Source organism: Achromobacter sp. E1 (assembly GCF_037039475.1).
Lineage (GTDB): Bacteria > Pseudomonadota > Gammaproteobacteria > Burkholderiales > Burkholderiaceae_B > Achromobacter > Achromobacter mucicolens.
In genome coordinates this window covers 2,810,229-2,826,579 of record NZ_CP146253.1, presented here as the reverse complement: position 1 = coordinate 2,826,579, position 16,351 = coordinate 2,810,229, and the positions used below count along the sequence as shown (strand labels likewise).

At 66.2% G+C, this 16,351-nt stretch carries 12 protein-coding genes and 1 pseudogene; 6 read left to right on the top strand and 7 right to left on the bottom strand.

All coding sequences use genetic code 11. From position 1 onward, the window contains the following. Positions 1 to 52 precede the first annotated feature (52 nt). Together hemW and rdgB are read right to left on the bottom strand one after the other, a co-directional pair. Positions 53 to 1,273 carry a radical SAM family heme chaperone HemW gene (gene hemW, locus V6V88_RS13020; RefSeq protein WP_338619456.1) on the bottom strand — a complete coding sequence of 407 codons (1,221 nt, stop codon included), beginning with the start codon at positions 1,271 to 1,273 and terminating at the stop codon, positions 53 to 55. Between the two features lie 34 nt (positions 1,274 to 1,307). After that, positions 1,308 to 1,931: an RdgB/HAM1 family non-canonical purine NTP pyrophosphatase gene (gene rdgB, locus V6V88_RS13015; RefSeq protein ID WP_056317482.1), complete on the bottom strand. Its 624-nt coding sequence runs from the start codon at positions 1,929 to 1,931 to the stop codon at positions 1,308 to 1,310. Positions 1,932 to 2,135: 204 nt separating this feature from the next. Here rdgB and V6V88_RS13010 point away from each other — a divergent pair, with 204 nt between their 5' ends. Continuing rightward, on the top strand, positions 2,136 to 3,989 hold the full coding sequence (locus V6V88_RS13010; RefSeq protein ID WP_230964992.1) for an EAL domain-containing protein: 1,854 nt from the start codon (positions 2,136 to 2,138) through the stop codon (positions 3,987 to 3,989). Between the two features lie 198 nt (positions 3,990 to 4,187). Here the strand turns inward: V6V88_RS13010 and V6V88_RS13005 are convergent. Further along, positions 4,188 to 5,573 (bottom strand): annotated as a pseudogene (locus V6V88_RS13005) (methyl-accepting chemotaxis protein); the annotation flags it as partial. Between the two features lie 231 nt (positions 5,574 to 5,804). Here V6V88_RS13005 and V6V88_RS13000 point away from each other — a divergent pair. Both V6V88_RS13000 and V6V88_RS12995 read left to right on the top strand, forming a co-directional pair. Beyond that, complete coding sequence (locus V6V88_RS13000; RefSeq protein WP_056317477.1) at positions 5,805 to 6,965, top strand: acyl-CoA dehydrogenase family protein; 1,161 nt, start codon at positions 5,805 to 5,807, stop codon at positions 6,963 to 6,965. Between the two features lie 16 nt (positions 6,966 to 6,981). Next, the gene (locus V6V88_RS12995; RefSeq protein ID WP_056317476.1) at positions 6,982 to 8,355 is read left to right on the top strand and encodes an MmgE/PrpD family protein; all 1,374 of its coding nucleotides are present in this window, start codon (positions 6,982 to 6,984) and stop codon (positions 8,353 to 8,355) included. 219 nt (positions 8,356 to 8,574) lie between these two features. Here the strand turns inward: V6V88_RS12995 and rph are convergent, their stop codons facing one another. Further along, positions 8,575 to 9,309 carry a ribonuclease PH gene (rph, locus tag V6V88_RS12990; protein ID WP_056317474.1) on the bottom strand — a complete coding sequence of 245 codons (735 nt, stop codon included), beginning with the start codon at positions 9,307 to 9,309 and terminating at the stop codon, positions 8,575 to 8,577. 184 nt (positions 9,310 to 9,493) lie between these two features. Here rph and V6V88_RS12985 point away from each other — a divergent pair, with 184 nt between their 5' ends. After that, positions 9,494 to 10,426 carry a YicC/YloC family endoribonuclease gene (locus V6V88_RS12985; RefSeq protein WP_056317471.1) on the top strand — a complete coding sequence of 311 codons (933 nt, stop codon included), beginning with the start codon at positions 9,494 to 9,496 and terminating at the stop codon, positions 10,424 to 10,426. A 21-nt stretch (positions 10,427 to 10,447) separates the two neighbouring features. Here V6V88_RS12985 and V6V88_RS12980 read toward each other — a convergent pair whose 3' ends face one another. Continuing rightward, positions 10,448 to 11,935, bottom strand: a complete 1,488-nt coding sequence (locus tag V6V88_RS12980; RefSeq protein ID WP_338619600.1) for an amino acid permease — start codon at positions 11,933 to 11,935, stop codon at positions 10,448 to 10,450. Between the two features lie 229 nt (positions 11,936 to 12,164). After that, positions 12,165 to 13,661 carry an AMP nucleosidase gene (locus V6V88_RS12975; protein ID WP_223576500.1) on the bottom strand — a complete coding sequence of 499 codons (1,497 nt, stop codon included), beginning with the start codon at positions 13,659 to 13,661 and terminating at the stop codon, positions 12,165 to 12,167. Between the two features lie 376 nt (positions 13,662 to 14,037). Here V6V88_RS12975 and V6V88_RS12970 point away from each other — a divergent pair, with 376 nt between their 5' ends. Next, a complete protein-coding gene (locus V6V88_RS12970; protein ID WP_056317465.1) occupies positions 14,038 to 14,634 on the top strand; it encodes a C40 family peptidase in 597 nt (198 codons plus the stop codon). A gap of 117 nt (positions 14,635 to 14,751) precedes the next feature. Here V6V88_RS12970 and V6V88_RS12965 read toward each other — a convergent pair whose 3' ends face one another. Continuing rightward, positions 14,752 to 15,522 carry an SDR family oxidoreductase gene (locus tag V6V88_RS12965; protein WP_056317463.1) on the bottom strand — a complete coding sequence of 257 codons (771 nt, stop codon included), beginning with the start codon at positions 15,520 to 15,522 and terminating at the stop codon, positions 14,752 to 14,754. Positions 15,523 to 15,688: 166 nt separating this feature from the next. Here V6V88_RS12965 and gmk point away from each other — a divergent pair, with 166 nt between their 5' ends. After that, positions 15,689 to 16,321, top strand: coding sequence for a guanylate kinase (gene gmk / locus V6V88_RS12960; protein ID WP_081101052.1), 633 nt, complete (start codon positions 15,689 to 15,691; stop codon positions 16,319 to 16,321). Positions 16,322 to 16,351: the final 30 nt, after the last annotated feature.

Sequence of the window (16,351 nt, the reverse complement as noted above, 5' to 3'; positions counted from 1 at the left end):
CCACTATGGTGCAAAAGGTGGGGCACGATCGCCCCATCTTGGTGCTTGCACCTTACAGGAACATTTCCTGAAGGTCATTGAGGAAGCGCCAGCCCAGCGGGGTTGCCCGCAGGCGGGTGGGATCGGCGTCCAGCAAGCCCCGTTTCGAGGCTGCCTCCAATTGGTGCGCAATGACGGCCAGCGACAAACCGGTGCGTTCGTTGAACGCCGTCGCCGCCACGCCGTCTTTCAGGCGCAAGGCATTCAGCATGAACTCGAACGGCAGTTCGTCCGCACCGACGTGGCGGCTTTCGGCCAGGTGGCTGCCATCGCGGGCCATCGCGGCCTGCATCCAGGAATCGGGGTTCTTCAGACGCGCCTCGCGCACGATGCGGTCATGGAACGACAGCTTGCCGTGCGCGCCCGGACCGATCCCCAGGTAGTCGCCGAATTCCCAGTAATTCATGTTGTGGCGGCTCCGGGCGCCGGGCTTGGCGTAGGCCGAGACCTCGTAGCGCGCCAGCCCCGCCGCGGCCAGCTCGGCCTCCACCGCGTCCTGCATGGCGGCGCTGGTGTCATCGTCGGGCAGGTCCTCGGGCGGAAACTTCGCGAAGACCGTGTTCGGTTCCATCGTCAGGTGGTACAGCGACAGATGCTCGGTGCCGAACGATATGGCCTCGCGCAGATCGGCCGTACAGGCCTGGAGCGTCTGGCCGGGCAAGGCAAACATCACGTCCAGATTGACGCGGGGCGCCGCCCGCTGCGCCATGTCGATCGCCGCGCGCGCCTGCGCGGCATCGTGGATGCGACCCAGCTTTTTCAACTGGGCGTCGTCAAAGCTCTGAATGCCCAACGAAAAGCGCGTGACCCCGCTGGCCGCGTAGTCCCTGAAACGGCCGGCCTCGGCCGTGCCCGGATTGGCCTCCATCGTGATCTCGGCGTCGGGCCACAGGTTCAGGTACGCCCGCAACATCGCCAGCAGCTCGTCCAGGCCGGCGGCCGACAGCAGACTGGGCGTGCCGCCGCCGATGAAGACGGAAATCACCTGCCGGCCCCAGATGGACGGCAGCGACTGTTCCAGGTCGCTGCGCAGCGCGTCCAGATAGGCGCGCTCGGGAATTTCGCCCGGCGCGGCATGCGAATTGAAATCGCAGTAAGGGCATTTGCGCACGCACCAGGGCACGTGGACGTAGACGGACAACGGCGGCAGGCTGGTCAGCGTGGCGCCAGCAGGCACGACGAGGCGCGACTTCGGCGCGCCCATGTCGTTGCGGATGGGAATGGTGATGGACATGCGGAAAATTCCTGGCGCCTTGCCGGCGCCGTGTTCAAGCGTTGCCCAGCTTGCTGAGCAGCTCGCGCAGCGCCCGGGCGCGGTGGCTGACCCGGTTCTTTTCGTCGGGATCCAGCGACGCGGCGGTCAGCGCCATGTCGGGCAGGTAAAAGTGCGGATCGTAGCCGAAACCGTTGGCGCCTTCGGGCACATCGATGATCTCGCCATGCCACAGGCCCTCGCCGATGAGCGGGCGGGGATCGTTCTCGGAACGCACCAGCGCCAGGACCGCCACGTACCAGGCGCTGCGGTCTTCGACCGATGCCAGGTTGCGCACCAGCAACGCATTGTTGGCCGCATCGGACTTTTCGCCGCCGTGCATCTTGGCATAGCGGGCCGAATAAACACCGGGTGCGCCATCCAACGAGGCCACGCACAGGCCCGAGTCGTCCGCCAGCGCGGGCAGCCCCGTCAAGCGGCTGGCGTGGCGCGCCTTGGCCAGCGCGTTTTCGACGAAGGTGACGTGCGGCTCTTCGGCTTCCGGCACGCCCAGTTCGCCCTGGGGCACCAGCTCGATGCCCAGCGGCGCGAACAAGGCGGAGAACTCGCGCAGCTTGCCGGCATTGTTGGACGCCAGGACGACGCGGCGCAGGGAGTCGGGAATCTTGGGGGATGTCATAGGGCGGATTGTATAGGGGCGCGCCTGCGGCGGGCGTGCATTCCACGATGATGGCGCGGGTACCACGCCCCGGGTGAATTGCTTGTTGACACTTTTGTAACAGCGCCCGAAGATTGCACGTCAACGATTCGGCGCAACAACGCAGACATATTTTGTTGTCAATATGACCCATCTTGTCACTGATCGTTTCTCAATGCCCCGGCGATGAACTCCATTCACGCTTTGCCACGGCCTGCGGCGGCCCGTGCTCCCCGTCACCATCCCGGCGGAGCGCCCGCCCACGCCAGCCTGGCTGGCATCCTGCGCGAAAGATTGTTGCGTCCGCGCTTCCAGCCGGTGATCGACCTGTCCCACAGCCGGATCTATGGGCACGAAAGCCTGATCCGAGGTCCCGCCGACACGCCCCTGCACTATCCCGATGCCCTGTTCGCCGAGGCGCGCCGTCAAGGCTTGCACCCGCAGCTTGAACTGGCCAGTTTTCGCGCGGGCGCGCGGGGGTTTGAACAGAACGACGCCGCCGGCAAGTTGTTCCTGAACCTGTCCGGCTCTGCCCTGCTCCATTACTGGACCCTCTGGGGCTACGACATGCCCGCCCGGCTGCTCAAGGATTGCGCCCTCGAGCCCGCCAGCATCGTTGTCGAACTTACCGAACAGGATCCCCTGTCCGACCGCATGGCGGACCTGCACAACGCGTTCGCGTGCCTGCGCGAAGCCGGCATGCGCATCGCGCTGGACGATTACGGGGTCGGCAATTCCAACCTGCAGCTCTGGGCCGAAACCCAGCCCGAGCTGGTCAAGATCGACCGTTACTTCTTTGACGGCATCGGCCACGACGAGCGCAAGCAGAACATGGTGCGGGCCATCCTGAAGGTGGCACAGCATCTGGGCACGTCGGTCATCGCCGAAGGCATCGAAACCGCCGAAGACCTGGCCGTCGTGCGCGAGCTGGATATCCGCTACGCGCAGGGCTGGTTCCTGGGCATGCCCGAGGAAATCCTGCTGACCGAACTGACGCCGCCGCTGCGGGATTCGCTGCGTTCCCGCACGTCGGCGCCGGTGTCGCAACGCGCCGCCGGCGGCACCGCCGTCAGCCTGCGCGTCGAAGCGCCGGCCGCGCTGCTGACCAAGCACACCAACGATGACGTGCATCGTCTTTTCATCGAGCACAAGAATCTGCACGCCGTGGCAGTGATCGACGCCGACAACCGGCCGGTCGGCATCATCAACCGGCGCGACTTCTCGGAACACTACGCCCAGCGCTACACGCGCGAGCTCTTCGGCCGCGACGCCTGCTCGACCTTCATGAACGCCGAGCCGGTGCTGGTGGATGTCAACGTGTCCATCGACCAGCTGAGCCACGTGCTGATTTCCGAAGACCAGCGCTACCTGATGGACGGGCTCATCATCACGCGCGACGGCCGCTACGACGGCCTGGCCACCGGCGAAACGCTGGTGCGCTCGGTGACCGAGATGCGGATCGAGGCGGCGCGCTACGCCAATCCGCTGACGTCCCTGCCCGGCAACATCCCCATCAGCCGGCACATCGCCACGCTGCTCGAAGACGCCGCCGACTTCACCATCTGCTACGGCGACCTGAACAACTTCAAGCCCTTCAACGACGTGTACGGCTATTGGCGCGGCGACGACATGATCATGCTGACCGCCGACGTCATCAAGCGGCACTGCGATCCGCAGCGCGATTTCGTGGGACACGTGGGCGGCGACGACTTCGTGGTGCTGCTGCGCAGCCCCGACTGGATGGCGCGCATCGAGCGCATCATTGCCGAATTCAACGAGGAAGCCGTGGCCCTGTATGACGAACAGGGCCGCCGCAACGGCGGCATCGAGGCCGAAGACCGTTACGGCGTGCCGCGCTTCTTTCCGTTCGTGACGCTGGGCGTGGGCGCCCTGACCGTCACGCCCTCGTTATGCGAGCGCATCCGCCCTGAGGACATCGCCTCGGCGGCCGCCCATGTCAAGCACAAGGTCAAACACGGGAATCTGTCGCTCGTGGCCGAGCGCTACACCGGCGCCGCCCTGCCGCAACTCACCGGCTGAGGCCTCGCGCGCCGCGGCCTGCGCACCCTGCGCGATCTGGAATTTGGCCACGGCCCGGCGCAGTCCTTGCGCCTGGGATTCCAGCGCCGCCGCGGCAGCCGCCGTCTGCTCGACCATTGCGGCGGTTTCCTGCGTGGCACGTTCGATATCGGCCACCGCATGGTTGACCGACGCAATGCCGGCGGCCTGCTCGGCGGTGGCATTGGAAATCTCGGTCACGATCTGCGTCACGCGATCGACCGAGGCCACCATGTCGCGCATGGTGTCGCCCGCCAGATTCACATGACGCACGCCGGCATCCACGCGCGCGGCCGAATCCTCGATCAGGCCCTTGATCTCGCGCGCGGCCTGGGCGCTGCGTTGCGCCAGCGACCGCACTTCGCCCGCCACCACGGCGAACCCCTTGCCCTGCTCGCCCGCGCGGGCCGCTTCCACGGCTGCGTTGAGCGCAAGGATGTTCGTCTGGAACGCAATGCTGTCCACCACGCCCACGATCTCCCCGATGCGCCGCGCGCTATCGGCGATGCCCTGCATGCTGTGCACCACTTCATCGACGGCCTGGCCGCCGCGCTGCGCCAGCTGTGTGGCGCTCACCGCCTGGCGGCTCGCCAGGTCCGCGTTGCCGGCGGTCATCTGAACGGTATGGGCCAACTGCGTCATGTTCGCCGCCGCTTCCTGCAGCGAGCCAGCCTGGCGCGCCGCGCGGTCCGACATATCTGCGCCGCCCGCCGCAATCTCGCCCGAGCCGGTGTGGATCTCTTCCACCCCCAGGCGGACCGAGGCCACGGCGGCCGACAGCCCCGTCTGCATGCGGCGCATGGCCGAATACAGAACACCGATTTCGTTGTCGCCGCGTTGCGTGATCACGCCTGTCAGGTCGCCGTCCGCAATGCGGTCAAAGTGCGCCCCCGCCTCATTCAGCGGCCGCACGATGCTGCGGCGGAATCCCAGCCGGATCAGCACTGCCAGCACCAGGACGAAACCCAGCACGGCCGCCGCCACCACGATCACCCGTTCAAGCGTGCGGCTTGCGCCGGCCACCGCCTCCTGCCCCTGTTCGCGGGCGTAGGCCTGGTAGGCCTCGGCCTGCTTCACATACGCAGCTCCGCTGGCCGGCAGCGCCTTGTCCGTCAGCCGGTTGACCTCGATGCCGTTCCACCCCTGGATCGCGGTGCGCATCGGCACGAGCGTCTGGTCGGCAAAGGCGGCATACGCCGTCAGGACCTGGGCAAACAGCGGCGCGCCCTGGGCGCTGTCGTCCGGGTTGGCGCGCAGGCGCGCCAGGCTGGCAGCGGCCTGTTTGAGCAGTCCATCGGCCTGGGCCAGCGACGCGTTGCGCGCGTCTTCCAGCCCGCCTTCCATCGCCGTCTTGGCATCCGTGAGCGCCGCGCGCGCCTGGAACAGACGGCTGGTCATGTCGGCCAGATCGCTCGCCCTTTCGATGCTGCCCCGCCCCAGGGCCTCGATATCCGCGCGATTGTCGCGCAGGACCGTGATGCCCGCTGCCGCGGCAAGCGCGAACAGCACAACGAACAAGGCAAGAATGGCCGACAGCGCCGTCGTTACCCTCAGATTTTTTCGCATATCCATCCGTGTGTTGCGTGGCCGCCCGTGCGGCAGTGCAACGGATTATGGACACCCAGTTTGGCAATTTCTTGACACAACCTCGGTTGGGACGTGTCGCACTGCCGTCATGAAGCGGCGCTTTTGCGATCAGGAACCCTGTATTAATGATTTGTGAATTGGCACATGCGCGGCCTTGCGGCACATTCGATCCTGTCCCGAACCATTCCTTCAATCAGAAAAGCCAGTCACATGCTCCAAGCCTCCCACGCCTACCAGGACATTCGCGAAGCCGTCCGCGACCTCTGCGCGCAGTTTCCCTCCGAGTATTTCCGCAAGGTCGACGAAGAACGCGGCTACCCCGAGGACTTCGTGCGCGCCCTCACCGAAGCCGGCTGGCTGGCCGCCCTGATCCCCCAGGAATACGGCGGCTCGGGCCTGGGCCTGACCGAAGCCTCGGTCATCATGGAAGAGATCAACCGAAGCGGCGGCAACTCCGGCGCGTGCCACGGCCAGATGTACAACATGGGCACGCTTCTGCGCCACGGATCCGAGGCCCAGAAGCGCGAATACCTGCCCCGCATCGCCGCCGGGGAACTGCGGCTGCAGTCGATGGGCGTCACCGAGCCCACCACCGGCACCGACACCACCAAGATCAAGACCACCGCCGTCAAGCGCGGCGACCGCTACGTCATCAATGGCCAAAAGGTGTGGATCTCGCGCGTGCAGCACTCGGACCTGATGATCCTCCTGGCGCGCACCACGCCGCTCGATCAGGTCACGCGCAAGTCCGAAGGCATGTCGATCTTCCTCGTTGACCTGCACCATGCGGTCAAGCACGGCATGTCGATCCGCCCGATCCCCAACATGGTCAACCACGAGACCAACGAGCTCTTCTTCGACAACCTGGAAATCCCGGAAGAAAACCTGATCGGCGAAGAAGGCAAGGGCTTCAAGTACATCCTGGACGGCCTGAACGCCGAACGCACCCTGATCGCCGCCGAATGCATCGGCGACGGCTACTGGTTCGTCGACAAGGTCACCGCGTACGCCAAGGAACGCATGGTCTTCGGCCGCCCGATCGGCCAGAACCAGGGCGTGCAGTTCCCCATCGCGCGCGCGCACATCAACGTCGAGGCAGCCAGCCTGATGCGCTATGAAGCCTGCCGCCTGTTCGACGCCCACGAACCCTGCGGCGCCCAGGCCAACATGGCCAAGCTGCTGGCCGCCGACGCATCCTGGGAAGCAGCCAACGCGTGCCTGCAATTCCACGGCGGCTTCGGCTTTGCCACCGAATACGACGTCGAGCGCAAGTTCCGCGAGACGCGCCTCTATCAGGTGGCCCCCATTTCCACCAACCTGATCCTGTCGTACGTCGCCGAACACATCCTGGGCCTGCCCCGCTCCTTCTGACATGCCAACTTCCGACATGACCGCAGACAAAGACACCCCGCACCTGAGCGCCGAACTCGCCGCCTTTGCCGCCAACCTGCGCTACGAAGACATCCCCGCCCCGGTGCTGCGCCGCGCCGAAGACCTGCTCCTCGATTGCCTGGCGTCCATCCTTGCCGGCGCGTCGGCCCGCGCGGTCCAGGCGATAGACCGCTATGCCGCCGCAATGGGTCCGGCCGATGGCCCCAGCGAAGTCCTGATCACCCGCCGCCGCACCACGCCGCTTTTTGCCGCCATGGTCAACGCGGCGGCCGCGCATGTAGTCGAACAGGACGACGTGCACAACGGCTCGGTCTTTCACCCCGCCGCCGTGGTGTTCCCTCCCGCGCTGGCCGTTGCGCAGGCGCTGGGGTCGTCGGGGCGCGATCTGCTTACCGCCGCCGTGGCCGGCTATGAGGTCGGCATTCGCGTGGGCGAGTTCCTCGGGCGCTCGCACTACAAGATCTTCCACACCACGGGCACGGCGGGCACCCTGGCTGCCGCCGTCACCACGGGGCGGCTGCTGGGCCTGTCCCCTGAACAGATGCTGCACGCGCTGGGCTCGGCGGGCACGCAAGCCGCAGGCCTGTGGGAATTCCTGCGCGACGCCGCCGACTCCAAGCAGTTGCACACCGCCAAGGCCGCCGCCGACGGCATTACCGCGGCCTACCTGGCGCGCGAAGGCTTCACGGGCGCCCGCCACATCCTGGAAGGCCCGCAAGGCATGGCCGCCGGCATGTCCACGGACGCCGATCCCAGCCGCCTGTGCGACCGTCTGGGACAGCGCTGGGCGCTGGCCGAGACCTCATTCAAGTTCCATGCCTCTTGCCGGCACACGCATCCGGCGGCGGACGCGCTGCAACAGGCGCTGCGCGACAACGACCTCACCGAGGCCGACGTCGAGCGCGTCGTGGCGCATGTCCACCAGGGCGCCATCGACGTCCTTGGCCCCGTCGTCAATCCGCAGACGGTGCACCAGTCCAAGTTTTCGATGGGCACGGTGCTGGCGCTGATCGCGCGCCAGGGCCGCGCCGGGCTCGCGGAGTTCGACGCGGGCCTCGACGACCCCGGCGTGGCTGCCTTCCGCGGCAAGGTCGAAATGGCCCTCGACCCGGAAGTCGACGGCGCCTATCCGCAACGTTGGATCGGCAAGGTCACGGTCTACACCCGCGACGGCCGCGTGCTGCATGGCCGCGTGGACGAACCCAAGGGCGATCCCGGCAACACGCTCAGCCGCCCCGAAATCGAGGACAAGACGCTCAGTCTGGGCCGCTACGCCGACGCGGCGACAGAGCAGGAACTGCGCGGCCTGATCGCGACGATCTGGGGGCTGGAGAAGCTGAGCAAGGTTGAGACGCTGCTGCCGCGGTAATGCGGGCGTCTCTGCAAGGTGTCTGACACCCTGCGGGCACAACCGTCAGTTGCCGGCTGTCTCACCAGGGTGTCAGACACCGTGTCGTGATTGTGGGCGACGCTGCAAGGTGTCTGACACCCTGCGGGCACAACCGTCAGTTGCCGGTTATCTCACCAGGGTGTCAGACACCGTGTCCGCACGACACACCGTGTTCACACGGCGCACAATTCGCGTGGCTTACGCCAGCGCGGCGCGTTGCGCCTTCACCAGATTGGCGATGCCGTTTTCCGCCAGCACCAGCATCGTGTCCAGCTCCCCGCGCGTGAACGTGGCGCCTTCGCCGGTGCCCTGCACTTCCACGAAGGCGCCGCTGCCCGTCATGATGACATTCACATCAGCGTCGCAAGCCGAGTCTTCCAGGTAGTCCAGGTCCAGCACCACCTGCCCGCGCACCAGGCCCACGGACACCGCGGCCACCGCGTCGCGGATCGGGCTGGCGGCCAGGTCGCCGCGCTTCATCAGCAGCGCCACCGCGTCGGCTGCCGCCACCCAGGCCCCGGTAATGCTGGCGCAGCGCGTGCCGCCGTCGGCCTGCAGCACATCGCAGTCCAGGTGCAGGGTGCGTTCGCCCAGCGCCTTCATGTCGAACACGGCGCGCAGGCTGCGTCCGATGAGGCGCTGGATTTCCTGCGTGCGGCCGCTTTGCTTGCCGCGCGCGGCCTCGCGGTCGCCGCGCGTGTGCGTGGCCCGCGGCAACATGCCGTATTCAGCCGTTACCCAGCCTTCGCCCTTGCCCTTCAGAAAAGGCGGTACCTTGTCCAGGACGCTTGCCGTACACAGCACGTGGGTGTCGCCCGCCTTCACCAGCACGGAGCCTTCGGCGTAACGCGTGAACCCGCGCTCCAGGCTGAACGGACGCAGTTGGTCGGCGGCGCGGCCCGACGGCCGGGCAATGGTGGGGATGGTGGTCACAACGGGCTCCAGACTTGGCTTCGATTCGCGGCATTGTACGGGCAGGCGCGCCGGGACAATCGCGCTTGGAGTATCCTGCCGCGATGTATCCGGTTGAATACACAGACCCGCAGCCCAGACCCTGGGCGCCGCGGGCCCCGGCGCAACCGGCTCCCACCTCAGGAATTATCAGGACTCGCACACCATGATCCGCAGCATGACCGCCTTCGGCAACGCCCGAGCAGACTTAGAACAAGGCACTCTCGCCATAGAACTGCGCAGCGTCAACAGCCGTTTTCTCGACCTGTATTTCCGCCTGCCCGACGAGCTGCGCCACGTGGAAACGCCGCTGCGCGAACTGCTGACGGCCAATCTGGCGCGCGGCAAGGTCGAAATCCGCGTGTCCTTTACCCGTGCGGCCAATACCGATCTGTCCAAGCTGGATCCCGCCTGGCTCGACAGCTTGGCCGAACAGCTGCAGGCCGCGCGCCGCATCATCCCGGACATCGCCTCCCCGCGCCTTGCCGAACTCTTCAACTGGCCCGGCCAGCGCGGCAACGATGCGCTGGATCCGCAGATCTGGGGCGCCGCCTGCCTGCAGGCCGCCCAGCAAGCGCTGACCCAGCTTCAGGAAGGCCGCGAGCGCGAAGGCGAGCGCCTGGCCGGCATGATGCGCGAATGCGCCGACGGCGTCGCGCGCGTGGTGGACATCGTGCAGGCGCATCTGCCGCAACTGCTGGCCGACCACCGCGACCGGCAGGCCGCCAAGCTGCGTGAAAGCGTGGAATCCGCGTTCCCCGGCGGATTCACGCATATTTCCGGCGCCGAACTGTCCGAGCGCCTGTCCCAGGAGGCCAACCTCTTTGCCCTGCGCATCGACGTGGCCGAGGAACTCTCACGCCTGCGTTCGCACCTGGAAGAACTGCGTCATCTGCTCTCGGACGGCGGCGGCAAGGCGGCGGCCGGCAAGAAGAGCGCCGGCAGCGCGGGCAAGCGGCTGGACTTCCTGTTCCAGGAAATGAACCGCGAAGCCAACACGCTGGGCTCCAAGGCAGGCAGCATGGAAGTCACCCGCGCCGCCATGGACCTGAAGCTGCTGATCGAGCAGATGCGCGAGCAGGCGCAGAACATCGAGTAAGGGGCGCCACGCCCCCCCGCTTTACCGGCTCTCGCCAATAGCCGGTTCGCCCCGCAACGCCGAATCCAGGTATTGGCTGCGGGCGCGAGCATCCGGAAAACGCATGTCGCGGTAATTGACGAACCGCGAACCGCGCGTCAGCCGGTAGCCGGCCCAGATCAGCAGGAAGAGCGGAATGCCGATGTAGGTGGCGACCACGCCGCCCCAATCGATCTTGTCCTGCAGGAACGCCTGGTAGTTCTGCCCCAGCGTGATGATCAGGCACAGCACGAACGCGAAAATCGGTCCGAAGGGAAAGAACGGGGACACATAAGGCAGATCCGCGAGGCTGTTGCCCTGCTTCACGTAGCCGCGGCGGAAACGGTAGTGGCTGATGGCGATGCCCAGCCACGCGATGAATCCCGTCATCCCCGAGGTATTGAGCAGCCAGATATAGACGGCGTTGGGGCTGAAGATGAAGGTGAAAAAGCACAGCGCCGCCACGACGGTGGTGGCCAGCAGCGCCCACAGCGGCACGCCGCCGCGCGAAATGCGGCCAAAGATGCGCGGCGCCTTGCCTTCCCGCGCCAGGCTGTAGAGCATGCGCGTGGCCGCGTACATGCCGGAATTGCCCGCGGACAGCACCGAGGTCAGCACCACGGCGTTCATGACGGAGGCGGCCCCCAACAAGCCGGCGCGCTCGAAGATCAGCGCGAACGGGCTGACGCTGATGTCCTCGACGTCGTTGCGCAGCAGGTGCGGATCGGTATAGGGAATCAAGAGGCCGATGACCAGGATGGCCGCCACGTAGAACAGCAAAATGCGCCAGAATACCTGGCGCACCGCGCGCGGCAGATTGCGCGCCGGATCCTTCGATTCGCCCGCGGCGATGCCGATCAGTTCGGTGCCCTGGAAGGAAAACCCCACCACCATGGCCACGCCGATCAGCGCGGCGAAGCCGCCGGCGAACGGCGCGTCGCCCACCGTCCAATTGGCCACGCCGCCCGTCTCGCCGCCACGGATAATGCCCAGCAGCATCATCACGCCCATCGTGACAAAGGCCAGCACGGCGATCACCTTGATGAGCGCGAACCAGAATTCCGCCTCGCCAAAGCCGCGGGCGGACATGGCGTTCAGACCAAATGTGATCGCCAGGAACAACGCGCTCCAGTAAAAGCCGGGCACGTCGGGAAACCAGTACGCCATGACGAGCTGCGCCGCCACCAGGTCGACCGCGACAGTCACCGCCCAGTTGTACCAATAGTTCCACCCCAGCGCGAAGCCAAACCCATCCTCGACATAGCGCGCGCCGTAGGTTGAAAACGAGCCCGACACGGGCATGGCGGCCGCCAGTTCGCCCAGGCTGGTCATCAGGAAATACACCATGATGCCGATCAGCACGTAGCCCAGCAGCGCGCCGCCGGGCCCGGCCTTGGCGATGGTCGCACCCGACGCGACGAACAGGCCGGTGCCGATCGACCCGCCCACCGCGATCATGGTCAGGTGGCGCGCGGACAGCGTGCGCCGCAATTCGGACGGCCTGCCCGCCTGCGCGTTGCGCGTGCCGCCGGAGCGGCGGTCATCGTGTTCCGATGGAGCCAAAATGCGTTCCTTCACGTCTGGATGGCGCTCGCGCAACGCCGCGCGAACGCCCTGGGATTACCGGGCAACGCGCGAGAATAGCGCAATCGGCCCCGACATGAAAAATCGCGGGCTGCGGGGGACGGATCAGCCGTTCAGCCTTGCGGCAGAGGCCCCTTCATTGAAACGCTGTTTCCATGAACGTGCGCAACTTGCGCGAATGCAGCCGTTCGGGCGGCATGTCGCGCAGGCGCTCCAGCGCCCGGATGCCAATCTCCAGATGCTGGTTGACCTGACGCCGGTAGAAGGCGCTGGCCATGCCCGGCAATTTCAGTTCGCCGTGCAAAGGCTTGTCGGACACGCACAGCAAGGTGCCGTAAGGCACCCGGAAACGAAAGCCGTTGGCCGCGATGGTGGCCGATTCCATGTCCAGCGCAATCGCGCGCGACTGCGCAAAGCGTTCCACCAGATCGACGTGGTCGCGCAACTCCCAGTTGCGGTTGTCGATTGTGGCGACGGTGCCCGTGCGCATGATGCGCTTCAGGTCCCACCCGGACAGCCCGGCCACTTCTTCGACCGCCTGCTCCAGCGCCACCTGCACCTCCGCCAGGGCCGGGACCGGCACCCAGGTGGGCAGATCGTCGTCCAGGACATGGTCTTCCCGGACGTAGCCGTGCGCCAGGACATAGTCGCCCAGCCGCTGGGAATCCCGCAGGCCCGCGCAATGGCCCAGCATCAGCCAGGCGTGCGGGCGCAGCACGGCGATGTGGTCGGTGATTGTCTTGGCGTTGGACGGCCCCACGCCGATATTGACCAGCGTGATGCCGGAATGATCGCCGCGCACCAGGTGATAGGCGGGCATCTGCGGCAGGCGCACCGGCTGGACTTCGTCGCCGGGACCGCTTTCGCCGCGCCGCGTGATGCGGTTGCCGGGCTCGACCAGCATTTCATAGTCTTCGTTGCCGCTGGCCATCAGGGCGCGGGCCCGGGCGCAGAACTCATCCACGTAGAACTGGTAATTGGTGAACAGCACGAAATTCTGGAAGTGCGTCGGCGCGGTCGAGGTGTAGTGCTGCAGCCGGTGCAGCGAATAGTCCACGCGCTGCGCGGTGAACGGCGCGAGCGGCTTGGGCTCGCCGTCCTTGCCGCGCCACGAGCCATTGACGATGGCATCGTCCGTGACCGCCAGGTCCGGCACGTCGAACAGGTCGCGCAGCGGGCGCTTGAGCGCCTCGAGGTGCTCGCCCTCCACATAGGCGCCCTCGGGAAAGGCGAAATGCAGCGGAATCGGCGAATCGGACTCGCCCACTTCGACCGCGACCCGATGGTTCTGCAACAACTGGCCGACCTGCTCGATCAGATAGTCGCGGAACAGCGCCGGCTGGGTGACAGTAGTTTGGTAGTAGCCCGGTTCGGCCACGTGGCCATACGAAAGCCGGGTGTCGATGGGGTCGTAGGTTTCCACCACGATTCGGATGGCCGGATAGTAGGCGCGGAATCGCGCGCTGCCGTTGCCGGTGCCCTTCAGGACCTCGCGGAACGCAGTACGCAGGAATGCGGTGTTGCGCGCATAGATTTCAACCAGCCGGTCGACGGCGGACACGGCGTCCTGGAAGGGTTCGAAGGGCAAGTCCTCGGGCCGGTTCATGGAGGACAAAGGGTGCACTGCGTTCATCATTGAGCTTTACTCCGCCTTCTTATCTGTCTTGCCTGCATCCTCGGCCGCGCGCGGCGGCAACGCCGCCGGGCCGATGCGGTCGATTATGCCCGAGGCGATGGGCATTCAAATGTCATGCGGCGTTATTGGCGATCGCGTCGTTGCCGCCACGCCGCGCCCGCACCAAAAATGTCGTCGCTGTTACGCCGCGCGGTGGGCACGCCGTAACAGCGGACGGCGGATTTTGCTGCATTGCACTACAAATGTAATGAAACATTATTACACTATAATCATGAGGCGTTTCTTGCGTTCCGCCTGTAAACCGCTCCCCTTTCCGCCGGCTTGCCTGTCAAGGCAAAGCCATGCCGCCCACTCCGATTTTTGAAGTGACGTAATGACGCCGCCCACGCGAAAGTTTCGCTTTACCCAATTCCGCACTCCCGCATTTCTGTCAGCGCCCCTCTTGGCCCTGACCCTGTCCTGGATTCCTGGCGCCGCCCACGCCTCGCTGGCCGCCGAACAAGCCCGCCCCACCCTCAGCGGCCTGCGCCTGGCGCAAGAGCCCACGGTCCTGACGCTGCGCGAACGCGTCGTGCAGGCCGGCCTGGAGGCGATCGGCACGCCCTACAGCTGGGGCGGCGACGATGCCGACGGCTTCGATTGCAGCGGCCTCGTCCTGTATGTCTTCCGTGAAATCGCCGGCCTGGAGCTGCCCCGCACCGCGCGCGCCCAGCGCAGCGAAGGCAAGACCGTCTCGGCCAAGAAGGAATTGCGCCCCGGCGACCTGGTGTTCTTTGCCACCCGCGGACGCGGCGTGACGTCCCACGTCGGCATCTATATTGGTCAGAACAAGTTCGTCCACGCGCCGCGCCGCGGCACGAAAGTCCGGGTGGACGACATGAAGACCGCCTACTGGTCCAAGCGCTACCTGGGCGCCCGCGCCTACCTGGATACCCCGCCCAAGCAATTGCTGGCCCAAGCGTCCCGCTAAGCGCGGGGCCGTTGGACGGCGTCTGACCGGCGCCGGGGGAGATCAAAAAAACGCCGGCATACGCATGCCGGCGTTCTCGTGCCTGGCCGTCCTGGCCAAGCGTGCCGCCCAGCCGGTTCAGCCCCGGCCCACGAACGGCATGTTGGTGGCCATGAGCGTCATGAACTGCACGTTGGCATCCAGCGGCAGACGGGCCATCGCGGCGACCGCCTGCGCCACGTGAGCGACGTCCATGCGCGGTTCCACCTTGGTGCTGCCGTCCGCCTGCAGGATGCCGGCGGCCATGCGCTCGGTCATTTCAGTGGCGGCGTTGCCGATGTCGATCTGGCCGCACGCGATGTTGTACGGGCGGCAATCCAGGGAAATCGACTTGGTCAGCCCCGTCACCGCATGCTTGGTGGCGGTATAGGCGATGGAGAACGGCCGGGGCGCATGCGACGAAATCGAGCCGTTATTGATGATGCGGCCGCCCCGCGGATGCTGCGCCTTCATGATGCGGATGGCCGCCTGCGCGCACAGGAACATGCCGGTCAGGTTGGTATCCACGACCTCGCGCCACACGGCAACCGGCAATTCCTCGATCGGCACGGCCGGCGCGCCCCGCCCGGCGTTATTGAACAGCACGTCCAGGCGGCCGTATTCGCGCTGGGCGGTATCGAAGAGATCGCGGACCGCCTGCTCGTCGGACACGTCCGTGGGCACGACCAGCGCCCGCAGCCCGTCCTCGCCCGCCGCCGTGCGGGTGGCCTCCAGCGGCTCGCGCCGGCGGCCAGCCAGCACGACCCGGTAACCCTGCGCCAGGAATTCCAGCGCGACTGCGCGGCCTATGCCGGTACCGGCGCCCGTGACCAGGGCGACGCGGGGCGGATCGATCTCGTTCGTGTTCATCGGATTCTCCGTCTTATGAATGCGCGAAATCCTACCCGAATCGCTTTACGGATGCTGCAAGCGAAGGTTCCAAGCGCGACACACTTTCAACATTCCGGCGCGCGCGGCCACCCGCGCGATTTGCTATTCTTCGAGTCTCAGCATCACACGCCGGTCACATTCATTCATGCACGCCACTCCCGGAAACGTCTTCATGGTCGTCGCGCCCAGCGGCGCCGGCAAGTCCAGCCTCGTGAAGGCCCTGCTTGCCCAAGACCCCTCCATCCTGCTTTCCATCTCCTGCACCACGCGTGCTCCCCGCCCCGGCGAGGAAGACGGCCGCGAATACCGGTTTGTGTCGCTGGACGATTTCAAGCGCATGCGTGAAGGCCAGAACCTGCTGGAATGGGCCGAGGTCCACGGCAATTTCTACGGCACGCCGCGCGACCGCATCGACGAGGCCACCGCCCAGGGACGCGACGTGCTCCTGGAAATCGACTGGCAAGGCGCGCGCCAGGTCAAGCAGCGTTTTCCCCGCGCGATCGGCATTTTCGTGCTGCCGCCGTCCATCGACGAGCTCGAAAGCCGCCTGAAGGCGCGCGGCCAGGATGAGCCGCACGTGATCGCCCGCCGGCTCATGGCGGCAGGCGGCGAAATCGCCCACGCGCCTGAATGCGAATATGTTATTATTAATCAAGAATTTAGCGTAGCCCTGTCGGAGCTGACCCAAATCGTCAGCGCCGCACGGCTACGCTTTTCGTCTCAGGCCGCCCGCCACGCCGAGTTGTTTGCGCAACTTGGCATCCCGGCCGAGCACTGAGCCGAACGCATTCTTTCCATCATCCATCAG